Raw genomic sequence first — 14,497 nt, forward strand, 5'->3', positions numbered from 1 at the left:
TGAAATAAATAAGCACTTGTTACGCATCTTATTCTAATAATGTTATTGATACTCGTTCCTCCCGGTTCAGACGATCGCCCCTTCAATTTTCAATACAAAAGCTTCTTTACAGGGTGGCTGTTCGGGCAACTGTACCTTCAGGCCTTCCGCTGTTTGTTGGAAGCGCAGCCTGTCGTTGCCCAGGAGGCTTACCTGGCTTACTTTTCCTACCTGGTTATTTTCAGCCAGCGCTTTCACCGATATCGTATTATTCGCCGGCCATCCCAGCATGACCGCATACAGTGTCTTGCCTTTGGTCGTAAAACGAATATCTTCCGCTACAAATGGTTTGCCTTTTCCTTCATTGAAGCTGGGGGCGCCGGCAGCAGCTACGGATGCCGTGGCAGGCCCTTCCCCAAATATTTTCCAGGGGCGCGTACTATAGATCGCTTCACTGTTGACCTGCATCCAGGCAGCCACCTGCTCCACCACGGCGCGCTCTTCGCTATCAATGGAGCCATCTCCCCGTATAGGTACGTTCAGTAAAAGATTACCGTTTTTGCTGACCACGTCCACCAGGGTATGCACAACTGTTTTAGCGCTTTTGTACCCTTTATTATCGAACAGGCGGCGGTCGTAATGCCAGCCACCGATACAGGTGTCCGTTTGCCAGGGCAGCGGCTCTATCTGGTCACTCTGTCCACGCTCAATGTCCCATATCATACATTTGCGTTGCTGTTCGTCCAACTTTTTCGCGAACAGCGCTGCCTGCAATTTCCCGTGCTTTTTGATGCTGCTGTTATAGAGATGTGCTGCTATTTTTAGTCCGGCATCACTGACAGGCCAGAGCGGCAAAGCATCATCATCGAAGTAAACCAGCTCCGGACCGTACTTATCAATAAGATCGATGGTCCGGTTTAAAAAGCTGTCGCAGTAAGCTTTTGCGGGCACATTGGCACCATTCCCCCAATCCCATTGGCCGAACATACTGTTATCATTCAGGCTATCCTTGCTCAACGGGTGATTTTGCGCGTATAACTGCTGTGGATCATATCCCTTCCACCACTTATGATTGCCATCAGCTTTAGTGAGTTTTCCATCATACGGAATACCGGCATAAGGCCCGCTTTTATCCGAACGACGTGACACCTCGTACCAGGTCCACGCATGGGAAGCATGCACCGTAACACCGAAGGGCAATCCCTGTTCTTTGGCTGCTTTTACCCATCCTCCGATCAGATCTTTTTTGGGCCCCAGCTTAGTCGCATTCCAGGGATGATATTTACTATCGTACAAGTCAAAATTATCGTGGTGATTGGCCATGGCCATAAAATACCTGGCGCCGGCCTTTTTATACAAAGCCACCAGCTCTTCCGGATGCCAGTTCTCTGCCTTCCAGTCATTAATCACGTCCTTAAAGCCAAACTTAGAAGGGTGACCATATTTCTGAAGATGATATTTATACTGGTCGCTACCCTCCTGATACATTCCACGGGCATACCAATCGCCGCGTTCCGGCTGGCATTGCGGTCCCCAGTGCGCCCAGATGCCAAATTTTGCATCACGGAACCAGTCAGGTGTCTGGTATTGCGCCAGTGAATCCCAGGTGGGCTGAAACGGGCCTGAGGCCATACGTGGAACCGACCCGGCATTTAACAAATTGCGTGCATACAGATCAGATAAATATAGGGACGACAGGCCTGCAGCCATGCCTTTTATCAGCGTTCTTCTTTTCATGGAATTTAATTTTACCGGCTGCTGTCACAAGCCGGGAATTACCTGTTTGTACCGGCAATTCCCGGCTTGCAACAGAAAAGCCTGATTGATAAACCAAACCTACGCTGAAATAGCTACGAAACATTTAGCCTAATTAGACTTTTTTTTATACAAATCCGACTATTTATTTATCATTGCTATCGTGAAATGGTGACATTGGAGAATATTGTATCGACAAACACCGGCGACTAACTTGGGGCCGATAACGGTATCTTATGATTAAAAGGACACTAAAACAGACTTTCACGCTGTTGAATGTTGACTATGTAAAGCTCGGTTCCAAATGGAACTACAAAAATGTGATCAGTCCTTATTTCAGGATATATTACATTGACGGCGGTGCAGGGGAAATCTGGGATACGTCCACCAAGGTAAAACTGGAGCCTGGCTTTCTGTATATTATACCCAGCTTCACATTATGTAATCTGGTATGCCCACACTATCTAAGCCAGTATTTCGTTCAGTTTTTTGAAGAGTCGTCGGATGGTATTTCACTGTTCGAAAACAACAGGTCTATTCTGAAGGTAAAAGCGACGCAAATTGATATACTCAACTTTACGCGCCTGTTGGAAATTAATCCCGGCAGAGGCATCAAGGGTTCTGATAATCCCAGAGTATATGAAAAAAATACTTTTTATAAAGCCTACCAGGACCTTAACAACCACCAAAGCATGGCCACATTTACGGAAACGCATGGCATCCTGCTTCAACTGGTTTCGCGCTTCCTGACCCAGGACGCCTCTAAATACAGCGATACCCCGCAGGTGCCGGCAAAGATTCTACATGCCATCAGTCATATCCAACTAAATTTGCATCGTGATCTTTCCGTAGCCACCCTGGCTAAAAGAGCCAACCTGCATGCGGATTATTTCTCCCGTCTTTTCCTTCAGCACACCGGAGAACGGCCCGTAAAATATATACAGGAAAAAAGAATCGAGCGGGCGCAGTACCTGATGGTAACCACCCAGATGACTTTTGCGGAGATCGCCACGCAAACAGGTTTTGAAAATGTGTTTTATTTTTCCAAAATTTTTAAAAAAATCACCGGCGCATCCCCCGGGAACTACAAAAAGCAATTGGATATAGTTGGTTTTTAAGTGTCGTATACGCAGCAGGTTTAGTTATAGTCCAGTAATCGCTTTACGACTTCCGTATATCTTGCACCATATTGTTGCCGGACCCTGTTCAGACAAGCGTCTATGATATACAGAGAAACCTGCCTGTCATAGTTGACTAATACAGAAGTATCGTTCAGGAATTGAATTTTTGAGGGAAGCTTATCCGGACACAGAACATGCAATTCATCGGGATGGAATTTATCCAAACCGGCGGTTGGCAGCAAAGTAAGCCCATAGCCGGTAGTGATACTACTACCATTCAGTGTTATGCTTTCCAGTGATTGGGGAAACGTCCGGTTATAAGTGTCCAATACCGCGGCCAACTCCAGCTCGTTGGCGCCGTCCTGTAATAGTACCCCGATCCGTCTGTTCTTTCCGAACAATACTTTTTTCCCGATCGCTATTTTATCACTGAAACCAATGGGGATGCTCTTATGTGCTGTCTGTTGGGGAGAAGCGGTGTAGTTGATCAACCGGCTTACCCGTAACATCGTTTGATGTCCCCAAAGGGTATCAATAATGGAAAGCCCTCCATCGGTGGCGTTGGAAACACCGGCGGTGCTATAAAGGTTTCCGCTGCGGGTCACGCGCATGTTGTTAACCCATTGCGGCTTACTATACTGCTTCCGGATGGCTGCGTAGTCAGACGCATGGGCAGTAAGCGGCCTGCCATCATAAATACCGGTAGCCGCTGCTGTCAGCGCGCCGTCGCAAACGGAAAGCATAGTAGTAGTAGCGCTATGATAGTGTTTTTTTATCCAATTCACGATCCTGGGATTTTGGTGACGTGCATCCATTGCCGATAAATTAGGAATAACGACCACTTTCGCCACGATGCCCATAGAATCGAATTCATCGAAAGAAAAATGCGGCAGCAGGAAAAGTCCCTTTCTGATGATAACAGGTTCTTTTTTCTCTGCTACCACATACACATTTGCCTTTCCTGTAGCGCTGAACAGGTAGTACGGCGCCATCAGGTCGAATATTTCAGTACCCTCGTTATCTGCGACAAGTATCACTGTCTCTTTAGCGGCATCGAAACCGGGGCGCTGGCAGCTTACAGCAGCGTGCCCCTCAAATGATTTCCACCGCATAAACTCCCGCACGGGGGCGCAGGCATAAAAAAACCAGATCATTGTCACGCCAATAGTCAGCAGGATGCCATAAGTCATTTTCCTATTTTTCACTTTCGCCATACTTTTTTAGAATTCTTTGTAATTGCCGGGCGGACCTGAATCCGCACTCCGAGGCTATTTTAGTAATGGTATATGCAGGATTATTACGCAACGTACCTGCCTTTTCCACCCTAAGACGGGTGAGATATTCATTGATTGTGATACCTGTGGCTTCTTTGAAAATCCTCGTGAGATTCCTGGAGCTGCTATTAAAAAGTTCAGCCAACGTGTCCACTGTCAGGGACTCCTCCAGATGGTTGATCATATAATCCTGCAGCTGATGGATCCTGGGGTTGAGGTGGTTCCGGTAATCCAGGTAGATATGCTGCTGGCTGTGTTTACCACTCCTACGATGGTAAATCACCAGTGCCCTGGCCACCTGGTTAGCCACCAATGGCCCCAGCCATTCTTCCAGGATAGACAGGGCCATGTCAATTCCGGAGCTAATGCCTGCGCTGGTATAGATATTTCCGCTCTTTACGAATAATACGTCAGTCAGTACACGGGCAGCAGGGAACATACTTTGCAACAGCGCTGTGCTTCTCCAGTGGGTGGTGCATTCACGGTCGTCCAGCAGACCGGCGCTGCCCAGTATAAAGGCAGCATTACATACCGAACAGATGTTGATCTTGCGGGTTGAACAATCGCTTAGCCAGCGAAAAAATGAGGTTTCAATATCAGGACGTCTTTTCAGGCCTTCAAAATAGAAGCCGGGAATAAAGATAAAATCACCTTCGCCCAGGACCGCTTTGCGGTAATTCATGATTTTTCCGAAAGGCAGTCCCACTGCACTGGCTGCCTGATGATCTACGGCATAAAATGTTATGTCAATATCAATCCCCATCAGGCTTGCTTCCCTGAATACCTGGGTCGGCCCTGCCAGGTCCAACAGCTCCACCAGCGGAGGCAGTACAAAGGCAATTTTTCTGGTCATGCGGCAAAATTAGCCTTTACCGCGCTTTCCGTAAAGGACAACAAGGCGTCATATCCGGCCATGCATGTAAAACCGGATTAACAACAGGTAACTACTTGTTCACTATCCTTTTTGCCACAAATTCATTGAAAAAGTAATCCCTGTAAATACCTCCGATAGGGATTTCGTTTGTACCGATGTACACCGTATTGTTGTCCACCGAACCGATATGCTTAATATTGATCACATAGGATTTGCTTACTCTCACAAACATATCTCTGGGCAACTGATCATAGATCGTTTTGATATTCATCGACGTAATTACTTTCTGGCTCTCAGTGTGCATGACAACATAATCTTTTAAACCCTGAATAAAAAGTATGTTGTTGAAATGAACTTTAAAAAATCGCCGGTCTGCTCTCACAAAGAAAAAATCATCCGCTACCTGTTCGATATTGTTGTTGCCGTAGTCTGCCTTCAATAATTTGGCGTAGGTACGGGCTTTTTCAACCGCCTTTTGAAAACGTGCTGGTTTTACAGGTTTTATTAAGTAGTCGATCGCATCTACTTCGTAGCTGTCGGTAGCAAATTCAGCATAGGCCGTTGTAAAAATCACAAATGTCTCTTTCGGAATGGTCCGGGCAAATTCAATTCCGTTAATTCCCGGCATCTGTATGTCCAGAAAGATCAATTCGACTGCATTTCCCGCTATAAAATCCGCGGCAGCTTCGGCGCTATTGAAAGAAGCGATTACATCCAGCCCGTCAGTCTGGTCAATCAACATCTCAATGGCTTCCCTGGCCAATGGTTCATCATCTACAATAATACAGTTCATGATTTTTGAATTTTCTTTTTTACAATGCCGGATTCAGCGCTGTATGGTTAAGGTTACGCAATATCTTTCCGGGTCATCTTCGATATCCAAACTATGCTTTTCCGGGAACAACAGTTGCAGTCTTCGTTTCACATTCGTCAACCCCAATCCGCCTGTGTTATTACCGGATTTTAGCATCGGCTTGGAGTTGATGCATTTAAAGGAGAGTTCATGATTGCTAACATTAAAATATAGCTGTACGTAAGACGATTTGGTGGCGTCATTGTTGTGTTTCACCGCATTTTCCACAAACGAAATAAACAGTAAAGGCGGAATTTGTACGCCGCTCAGGTTGCCCTCTTTAGAAATCAGGAAATCAAAACTATCGCGCCTTACTTTTTCCAAATTTAAAAAATCTTCCAGGAAACGAATATCGGAGGTTAACAGCACCTTATCTCTGGCACTGTCATAAAGTTGATAGCGAAGCAGGTCGCTCAGCTTCATCAGCACCTGCGAGGCTTTTTCCGGGTCTTTCTTCGTTAGCACATTGGCATTGTTGAGCATGTTAAACAAAAAATGCGGGTTGATCTGGTTTTTCAACTGTTCCAATTCCGTGTAAGTTTTCGACTGCTCCAGCTCGTAGATCAATTGCTTGTCCCTCATCCCCTTCTGAAACAGTTTTATGGAAGCGGAAGCTGCTAACAACAGTACGGTAAGAAAGGAAAAAAGCGGAATATTCAACCCGTTTTCTTTATTAAACGGATTAAAAAAACGACCGCAAACCGCCACTACCACCAGGATACCGACCACAGACAAACAATATGCAATATTCTGGTTCCTGAACAAAAGCTTTGGTACCAGCACGTACATATTTACATAAAACAACGTAATAAAATACAGAAATACCACTATCGGATTGTCAATGACGGAAGCGCTGTTATACAATACGGTACCAATAAAAACAATGAGCAGCACATGCCGGAGTATCCTGCGGTCAGGTGAAATCAGGAAACGAAAAAACGCGGTTTCACTAATCAGCTGTTGACGGGTAAAATCATTCATGTAGCAATCGTATGGAACAAACTTAATATTTAAAGCCGTGGTCTGACCAGCTTTTATACGAAAGTACATGCTTTTTATACGAAAGCCGGAAGCATTAAAAACGCATAAAACAAGAGATATATTTCATAGAATCATAATATAGTTTGCTATAAAAGATACCACGTTTGGTATAATTAAAAAAAGGCGGTTATCCAAAGGAATAGTTTTGTGTCTGCAATCAACTGTTAAATCGATTTTTAAAAGATGAGATACAAAGCCATTTACACACTGTTATTTGTCACCATTTCATTCGGGGCCTATTCACAGGAGAAAGTCACCGTGAGTGGCACCATCACCATCAAAACAAACACCGAAACCATCATCGGCGCCAGCATTTTCATTCCTGAAGCAAAAGTTTCCACTGTTACCAATGCCTATGGCTTTTATACCATCACCCTGCCCAAAGGAACGTACACCATCGTTATCAGCTGCATAGGATTTGAGACGATAGAGGAACCTATATCGCTGACCTCCAACACCAGGAAGAACTTTTCGATGGTTGAAAAGAGTAAAACGTTAGACGAAGTAGTGATAAAATACAACGGCTCAGCCAGCAATATCCGAAAACCCGAAATGAGTGTGAATAAACTCCCTATCTCCACCATCCGGAAGATGCCGGCGGTGATGGGCGAGGTTGATATTCTGAGGGCTATTCTGCAGCTTCCGGGGGTGTCCAATGCTCAGGAAGGCGCCACAGGTTTTAACGTGAGGGGCGGCTCGGTTGACGGTAATCTGATCTTATTGGATGAAGCCGTCGTGTACAATACTTCTCACCTGTTTGGCTTCTTCTCCGTTTTTAATGCGGACGTGATTAAAGATCTGAAACTGTATAAGGGTGGCATACCCGCCAATTTCGGCGGGCGCACTTCTTCCGTTTTGGACATGTATCAAAAAGAAGGGAACAACAAGGAATATCACCTGACGGGTGGCATTGGAGCGGTGTCGGGCAGGCTATTGGCAGAAGGCCCTATCGTAAAAGATAAAAGTTCGTTTATAGTTGCCGGCCGCGCGTCCTATGCTCATTTGTTGATGAAACTGGCCAATAACGACAATCGTGTTTCCTTTTATGATTTGAATGCTAAACTGAATTATAAGCTCAATGACAATAACAGGATTTTCCTTTCAGGGTATTTCGGCAAGGACAACATGGATTTCAACAATTTTTTCAGCAACGACTACGGCAACTCCTTCATTAATCTTCGCTGGAACCATAATTTTTCTGAGAAATTTTTCTCCAATGCATCGGTTATTTACAGTAAGTACGATTATGGCCTGAAAATAAAATACGTGGGCATTGATTGGGCATCGGATATCCGTAATTACAACCTGAAGTACGATTTTAGCCATCATCTGTCTGATAAGCTGACGTTGAATTACGGCATCAATTCCATCTATTATCAATTCAACCCCGGCACCATAAAACCTCTGGAAGCTACGTCCCCTGTTAATCCCGACCAGCTCGAAAAAAAATACGCCTGGGAAAATGCATTGTATATCAGCGCCGAGCAAAAACTTACGGAAAAATTATCATTGAACTATGGCCTCCGTTACAGCAGCTTCCTACGGCTGGGGGAGCAGAACGTGAACAACTACGCCAATAATCAGGCGGTAGTTTTCAATCCGGAGTTACAGATTTATGAAGAAGGAACACCCACCAGTATAACACATTACAAGAAAAATGAAAAGATTATTGATTTCGGAAATCTGGAACCACGTTTGGCAGTGTCCTATGCCATCAACGACGACCAGTCCATTAAAGCTAGCTATAACAGGATGAGCCAGTATATCCATTTAATTTCCAACACTGCTTCCGTTTCTCCTCTTGATATCTGGGCGCCGAGCGACCAATACCTGAGACCTGAAATCCTCGACCAGGTTGCATTGGGTTATTTCAGAAATTTCCACAATGGAAGATACTCTCTGGAAACAGAAGCTTTTTACAAGAAAATAAAAAACAGAGCAGATTACATTGACGGTGCTGAGTTAATTGCCCGCAAAGCCATAGAACAGGTGATGTTAAACGGGGAGGCAAGGGCTTACGGACTGGAACTGATGCTGAAGAAAAATACCGGAAAACTGACCGGCTGGCTTTCTTACACACTTTCCAGAGCGGAACAGCGCACACCGGGCAGAAACGCAGGAGAACCCGGCATTAATAATGGCGAATGGTATCGTGCCAATTACGACAAAACACATAACCTTTCACTGACCGCCGCTTATCAACTGACGAAAAAGTGGAGTTTTGGCGGCATTTTCACCTACCAGACAGGGAAAGCTGCCACCTATCCCATCGGCAAATATCAGTATCAGGGCATCACGATAGCGAATTACGGAGAGCGGAATGTTAATTCGCTTCCGGCTTATCATCATTTGGACATCTCGGCCACGTACATACCCAGGCCCGACAGCAAAAAAAGGTGGAAAGGTGAATGGGTATTCAGTATTTACAATGTTTACGCCAGAAACAACGCTGCCTCGCTTATGTTCGAGCAAAACAGGGAAACGGGGCTGAGCGAAGCCAAGCGGATATCGATTTTCGGTATCATTCCCGGGGTGGCTTACAATTTCAGATTTTAATTGCTAATCATCTAAACATGAAAGATATACTTAGATACCAGATTGTCTCCTGCTGTCTTCTTCTGCTGTCCTGCACCAAAGTGGTGGAAGTGGGTCTGGAAACAGCACCACCGAGATTGGTCATTGATGCGTCTATTGATTGGGTGAAAGGCACCACAGGCCAGGAGCAGAAAATCAAACTCTCCACCACAACAGGGTATTACAGCACCACGATTCCCACAGTGTCAGGCGCGGACATCGTGGTGACCAATGCAGCAAATACTGTTTTTAGTTTTGTAGAAAATCCCGGGACAGGAGAATATATCTGCTCCAATTTCCATCCGGCCATCGGGGAAACTTATACCTTAAAAGTGGCTCTAAACGGGGAGACGTACACCGCAACCGAAACGTGTATAGGCGTACCAAAAATTGAAGATAATATTGCACAACATAACGACGGCGGATTTGGCGGTGATGAATTGGAAATCACCTACTACTATCAGGATAATGGCCAAGAGGAAAACCATTATCTGCACCGTATTCTATCACCCGTATCTGTGTTTCCGGAGTATAAAGCCGAAGATGACGAGAACAGTCAGGGCAAGCTAATGCAGCAATACTTCTCCGACAAAGACCTAAAAGCCGGAGATCTGGTCAACATCAGGCTGTATGGAATTTCCAGGAGGTATTACGATTATTTCAGAAAGCTGCTGGCAGCCTCCGGGGCTGGTAGTGGCCCGTTTCAGACAACCCCGGGCGCAGTGAGAGGAAATATCATCAATCAGAGCCATTTCGAAAACTTCGCCTATGGCTACTTCAGATTATCGGAAGTAGCAGTAAAGGATTATACGATAAAGCAATAAATCGGGCTAACAAAAATGCCAGGTCAGCGCTGCGATTGGTCGCTGCCCTGGCATGAATAAGATGAGTTTATTTCAGGGTACAGGTTAACGTTCCATAGCCGAGTTGATCATAACCTCCACTGTTGGGGCCGTAATTTCCGCCGCCGCCTTCCGGCCGTACTTTCTGGGCAAACCGCGCACAATTCGGAGCAGCCATGCCTTTGCGGTTTACATAATGGTTATATACCAATTCCCAAACAGGACGTGTATTTCCCCGACCGGAGCTGCTGATGACGTTCTGTACAACGCCGACGCAATTGGTATAGGGCTTAAAGGAAACCGAGTCGCCAAGATTATAGGCTGCCACATACTCCGCCCCTTTCAGGAACCGATTGTCGTCGTAACCATACATATCATCTCCCTGGTTCCAGGCCATTTCACAAAACGCTCCCATCAATCCAATGCCAAACGTAGTATGGCCCTGGTCGCGCCCACTCTCCTGCCACTGACCCAGGCCATCGGGATGAATAAAATAAACGGCATTGGCGATGGCGCCATTCCCTGCACCATACTTAAAATAATGGATCGCCTCATTATATAGGTCCCGGTCATCACATAATACGCCGATAGCCAGGATGGAGTTCATCACGCAGAGGTCCCAGTTGGCATAGAAATGGCTCATGCACTTTTCCTTCCTTGTCAGGAAAGCATGATTCAGAGGGTAAAAAACCTTCAGCATCATCTTTTGGAACCGGGCAAAATCTGCCCGCGCCCAGCCATCATACGTTCTCATTATTTCGGCAGCATTGGCAAACTGGTACCCATATATCCCCGCGGCCAGATTGGCGTCGTTATTGCCGCCGATGCCTTTTAGCCGGGCCGACCACGCGTTCAGGATCTGTATCGACTTTTCCGCATAATTTTTATCCCCCGATACCTTCCATCTCAATGCAGTAGCATAAGCCGCAGCGATATCATTATAGAGCTGGCCGTAGTTCTCACGGTGAATCCCATCACTGCCGCGGTACACGGTATCCGCAGGGTTAGGCTGCCAACTAAGGGCACTGTGCGGATTGGCGGTCAACTGGCCCCAGCCAGACAACCACGGCTCTGCCCCCGCCCCCACTTTGTTTTTCATGCGGTCGAAATCGGATTGTTTATGCAACAATCCCGGATGCACGAAAACGGTATCATGATTGTTCAAGGTCAATTTTTCCTCAGCATTGACCATCTCTTTTCTACAGGCTGTTATGACGAAAAATAACAGTATTCCCCCCAAGGCACTTACTTTCATTAATTTCACAGGTTTTTCGATTAATATAATTGTTAATTTGACAATTTATAATATACGGTAAATCATTAACGCAGGTTGCCTGATGATATTTTCTTCAGGGGAATAATTAACATTAAGATTAAAGCAGCATTAAGTTTCCTTACATTATACAGCGTCGCAAAAAACTACGGGGAGTGAAGGGGTGTTGTTCCTGTAATGGGTGCGTGAATGAATGTGTCAAATTTCTGTGGTACGTGGTGGGATAAAGCGACAACCAACTCAAAGAAAAAAGGCTTGTAAGTATCAACTTACAAGCCTTTCTATTATGTGCCCAGAAACTAACTTCTATCTATTTGATATTGAATACATTGTGAGCTATTTACATCAATAATGTGTCGGATTATTTAATTAGCTATTTACAAATAAAGGTTCTCGTTCGTACAATCAATTTTCGACTATTGTCGTTGATCATCTATTTACTGGATACAAATTTTGGAATCGCAACACTTAAACTAAACCCAAAGGTTACCTGATCCTGAAAGAAGACTAAACCACTTTTGTTAAGATTAATAAACTTAAGAAGGGGTTCAACAGTCACCACCTTATCACCCGAACTGATTGGTACATAAATTCCAAATCTTGCAGCAAGGTTATCAAACTTAGGACTTAGATCAAATCCAGCAGCAACATCAACTCCAAATTTTTTGTTCACCCAGTAATACGTAAATGGAATTTCCATTGAAATATAGTCTTTTCTTTCTACATCATTTTTGTAAAAACTTACAGATTTTCCAATCGCAACAACAGTGTCTCCGTTAACGGGGAATAAAGATTCTGCCTGAATATTTATCTGGTCCTTACTGTCAAACTTCTTTTGACTGGTATATTTAAGTGTAATAGACAACCATTGATTTGTAAGGTTTCTTTTACCGTTTCGGAAAAAATTGAATGAAAATTGACCACTGACAAAAACATCCCTTTCATCCCTTTTAAAAAGTTCCTTTATACCGGCACCTGGATTAAAAATAGCGTTAGTGGCCTGGTTTATTTGTACTCCACCAGACACCCACCAATAATAAAAAGAGTTCCATGGTGCAATTTGCTGCAATTCATTCAACCTTCCCAATAATCGCTGTTGATTGGATGCAATAGAATCGTCCACAAGAGTCGTGTCGATTTTTCTGACAAGCGCATACACTTTTTTTGGATATTTCTGGTCCCAGTCTACCGGAAGTATACCCTTTTTTACTAATTTAGGCGCCAGCTCATACATCCGTCTCAAGGAATCCACAGGGCCTTTTCCGTAGGATATAATCGTATCTTTGTTGTTTAACTTGTTTGTACAGAATGCACTCTTTGCAGTAAATTGCACATCGTACACGGCCATATTAGCATACAACTGATAAGCTGAATCGAAGGCAGCTACAAATTGTCTGTTTGTTTCATCAGAGGTTCCCTTCTGTGGAGTAAATTGAGCTTCCTCAAAACGCAATTGATTATGGAGGTATACTCTATCTGATCGATCAAAAAATGCCCTCTTATTAAAAAACCATTGAAAATTCAATCCCCCCGTCAAAGTTCGTTGATATTTATCTCCAGTAAATACACTGACAAAATCTTTACTAGAACTCCCGGTGATCGATGGTTGAATGAAAAAATTGTTCTTGCCAATGGCAAGATTGAATGTTACACTTTTATCTTGAATAGAAACAGAGGTACTAGCTATTTTACCGTCCCTCACCTGTATTCCGCTGATCATTTTCTGCTTATCATTAATGATCGTATCAAAAATATGGGATGACACATAATTGCTTGTATCCCGACCGCTCAGTATAGAATTTATCTTATTTAACCTATTTGTCAGCTCCTGTTCAGTAAGTTTTTGTGCGTTAGCCTTATTGGAAAACACCATTATAAATAACACTACAGGAAATACAAGTACCTGCTTAACCTTCACAGGCACGCTTAATTGCAACAGTTGGGGATACATAAGCTTAATAGAATTTAGGGATAATTATTGTTGATTGATTGATGTAATAAATTATTCAATTTTCCTGGTAATAGGAAGGGAAACTACTTAGTATACTACAGATCATCTACCTTAAAAAAACAAAATTGCCAATCCAAGCTCAGATTATATATATCACCTTAAAAAAACAATATTAAATTGTAAGATTCTGGAATACAAACTTTCATTAAACAAAAAAGGCTGCAAGTTTAAACTTACAACCTTCTTTAGTGCCCAGAACTGGATTCGAACCAGCACACCCTTGCAGGCGCTGCGACCTGAACACAGTGCGTCTACCAATTTCGCCATCTGGGCAACTGATATTGTGATCAGGGAGCGCAAAGATAAGCACTCATTTTAATTCTCCAAACAAAAAGTAAATTTTTTTTCAAACTAACGGGAAAGAATATACTAATAATTGTGGATAAAACTAAAGGAGGTAACGCTGAAAGCCACGCCCCCTTTGGCTACAAGGTACAGGTCGTGTACACCTTCCGCATGTCGCAGGTTACCGGTCAACTTCAGCGCGTAGGTACTGTCGCCGGTGTAAGGAATATCCAGCGTGCCGATAATTTTACCTTTGGGCTTGTCGATACGGAACTCCAGTTTGGAACCGCTCTTCTTGTGTTCACAGGCCACTTCTACCCGGAAACCGATTTCGCCCATACTGAGGTTCACCTGTGCAAACGCCAGGTAACTCCCCTCTTTCATCTGGAACTCCGTGGCGCGGTTCCCTTTTTTAGCCGTCGGCGTCGCCGTCTGTCCGTTGACAGTCAACTGCACGAAGGCAAAAACCAGGAACAACAACAGCCTCATAGGTTAGGATAGGTTTATCGTTTAACACAACGGGAATATTTCCCGCCCTGAAAAATAATGAAAAACTTAAAATTAAGGAATTATGTAATATTATATCATCCTACACACTAAAATAATATCACCCGG

Annotated in this window: 11 protein-coding genes and 1 tRNA gene; 3 read left to right on the forward strand and 9 right to left on the reverse strand. The window is 44.2% G+C overall.

The features are described from left to right. Window positions 1-66: 66 nt before the first annotated feature. The gene (locus ICL55_RS29270; protein WP_188104380.1) at window positions 67-1,716 is read right to left on the reverse strand and encodes an alpha-L-fucosidase; all 1,650 of its coding nucleotides are present in this window, start codon (window positions 1,714-1,716) and stop codon (window positions 67-69) included. 254 nt (window positions 1,717-1,970) lie between these two features. Between ICL55_RS29270 and ICL55_RS29275 the strand changes: the two genes are divergently transcribed. Further along, window positions 1,971-2,852, forward strand: a complete 882-nt coding sequence (locus ICL55_RS29275; RefSeq protein ID WP_188104382.1) for a helix-turn-helix domain-containing protein — start codon at window positions 1,971-1,973, stop codon at window positions 2,850-2,852. Between the two features lie 20 nt (window positions 2,853-2,872). Here ICL55_RS29275 and ICL55_RS29280 read toward each other — a convergent pair whose 3' ends face one another. The 4 genes from ICL55_RS29280 to ICL55_RS29295 all read right to left on the reverse strand — a co-directional run bounded on the left by ICL55_RS29280 (window position 2,873) and on the right by ICL55_RS29295 (window position 6,837). Then, the gene (locus tag ICL55_RS29280) at window positions 2,873-4,060 is read right to left on the reverse strand and encodes a DJ-1/PfpI family protein (RefSeq protein ID WP_188104384.1); all 1,188 of its coding nucleotides are present in this window, start codon (window positions 4,058-4,060) and stop codon (window positions 2,873-2,875) included. After that, window positions 4,050-4,982 carry a GlxA family transcriptional regulator gene (locus tag ICL55_RS29285; RefSeq protein WP_188104386.1) on the reverse strand — a complete coding sequence of 311 codons (933 nt, stop codon included), beginning with the start codon at window positions 4,980-4,982 and terminating at the stop codon, window positions 4,050-4,052. Before ICL55_RS29285 ends, ICL55_RS29280 begins: the two co-directional genes overlap by 11 nt. A 91-nt stretch (window positions 4,983-5,073) precedes the next feature. Next, window positions 5,074-5,796 (reverse strand): LytR/AlgR family response regulator transcription factor, encoded by a 723-nt coding sequence (locus ICL55_RS29290; RefSeq protein ID WP_188104388.1) that lies wholly within the window; start codon window positions 5,794-5,796, stop codon window positions 5,074-5,076. Window positions 5,797-5,829: 33 nt separating this feature from the next. Continuing rightward, window positions 5,830-6,837 (reverse strand): sensor histidine kinase, encoded by a 1,008-nt coding sequence (locus tag ICL55_RS29295; protein ID WP_188104390.1) that lies wholly within the window; start codon window positions 6,835-6,837, stop codon window positions 5,830-5,832. 243 nt (window positions 6,838-7,080) lie between these two features. On the opposite strand from ICL55_RS29295, the gene ICL55_RS29300 reads away from it, so the two are divergent. Both ICL55_RS29300 and ICL55_RS29305 read left to right on the forward strand, forming a co-directional pair. Then, entirely contained in the window at window positions 7,081-9,453 is a 2,373-nt protein-coding gene (locus tag ICL55_RS29300; protein WP_188104392.1) for a TonB-dependent receptor, read from the forward strand. 17 nt (window positions 9,454-9,470) lie between these two features. Beyond that, the gene (locus ICL55_RS29305; protein ID WP_188104394.1) at window positions 9,471-10,295 is read left to right on the forward strand and encodes a DUF4249 family protein; all 825 of its coding nucleotides are present in this window, start codon (window positions 9,471-9,473) and stop codon (window positions 10,293-10,295) included. 67 nt (window positions 10,296-10,362) lie between these two features. Here the strand turns inward: ICL55_RS29305 and ICL55_RS29310 are convergent, their stop codons facing one another. The 4 genes from ICL55_RS29310 to ICL55_RS29325 all read right to left on the reverse strand — a co-directional run bounded on the left by ICL55_RS29310 (window position 10,363) and on the right by ICL55_RS29325 (window position 14,371). Further along, the gene (locus tag ICL55_RS29310; RefSeq protein ID WP_223151635.1) at window positions 10,363-11,478 is read right to left on the reverse strand and encodes an alginate lyase family protein; all 1,116 of its coding nucleotides are present in this window, start codon (window positions 11,476-11,478) and stop codon (window positions 10,363-10,365) included. A 541-nt stretch (window positions 11,479-12,019) separates the two neighbouring features. Beyond that, window positions 12,020-13,537 carry a hypothetical protein gene (locus tag ICL55_RS29315; protein WP_188104400.1) on the reverse strand — a complete coding sequence of 506 codons (1,518 nt, stop codon included), beginning with the start codon at window positions 13,535-13,537 and terminating at the stop codon, window positions 12,020-12,022. 249 nt (window positions 13,538-13,786) lie between these two features. Then, window positions 13,787-13,870 (reverse strand) — tRNA-Leu (locus ICL55_RS29320). 96 nt (window positions 13,871-13,966) lie between these two features. Then, entirely contained in the window at window positions 13,967-14,371 is a 405-nt protein-coding gene (locus tag ICL55_RS29325; RefSeq protein ID WP_188104402.1) for a carbohydrate-binding protein, read from the reverse strand. Window positions 14,372-14,497 lie beyond the last annotated feature (126 nt).

The sequence above is a fragment of the Chitinophaga varians genome, assembly GCF_014529945.1.
Taxonomy (GTDB): Bacteria; Bacteroidota; Bacteroidia; order Chitinophagales; family Chitinophagaceae; genus Chitinophaga; species Chitinophaga varians.

Bases quoted from the DNA above. Each gene is read 5' to 3' on its own strand.
- ICL55_RS29270 (WP_188104380.1), bottom strand. From the start codon at position 1,716: ATGAAAAGAAGAACGCTGATAAAAGGCATGGCTGCAGGCCTGTCGTCC.
- ICL55_RS29275 (WP_188104382.1), top strand. From the start codon at position 1,971: ATGATTAAAAGGACACTAAAACAGACTTTCACGCTGTTGAATGTTGAC.
- ICL55_RS29285 (WP_188104386.1), bottom strand. From the start codon at position 4,982: ATGACCAGAAAAATTGCCTTTGTACTGCCTCCGCTGGTGGAGCTGTTG.
- ICL55_RS29290 (WP_188104388.1), bottom strand. From the start codon at position 5,796: ATGAACTGTATTATTGTAGATGATGAACCATTGGCCAGGGAAGCCATT.
- ICL55_RS29295 (WP_188104390.1), bottom strand. From the start codon at position 6,837: ATGAATGATTTTACCCGTCAACAGCTGATTAGTGAAACCGCGTTTTTT.
- ICL55_RS29300 (WP_188104392.1), top strand. From the start codon at position 7,081: ATGAGATACAAAGCCATTTACACACTGTTATTTGTCACCATTTCATTC.
- ICL55_RS29305 (WP_188104394.1), top strand. From the start codon at position 9,471: ATGAAAGATATACTTAGATACCAGATTGTCTCCTGCTGTCTTCTTCTG.
- ICL55_RS29315 (WP_188104400.1), bottom strand. From the start codon at position 13,537: ATGTATCCCCAACTGTTGCAATTAAGCGTGCCTGTGAAGGTTAAGCAG.
- ICL55_RS29325 (WP_188104402.1), bottom strand. From the start codon at position 14,371: ATGAGGCTGTTGTTGTTCCTGGTTTTTGCCTTCGTGCAGTTGACTGTC.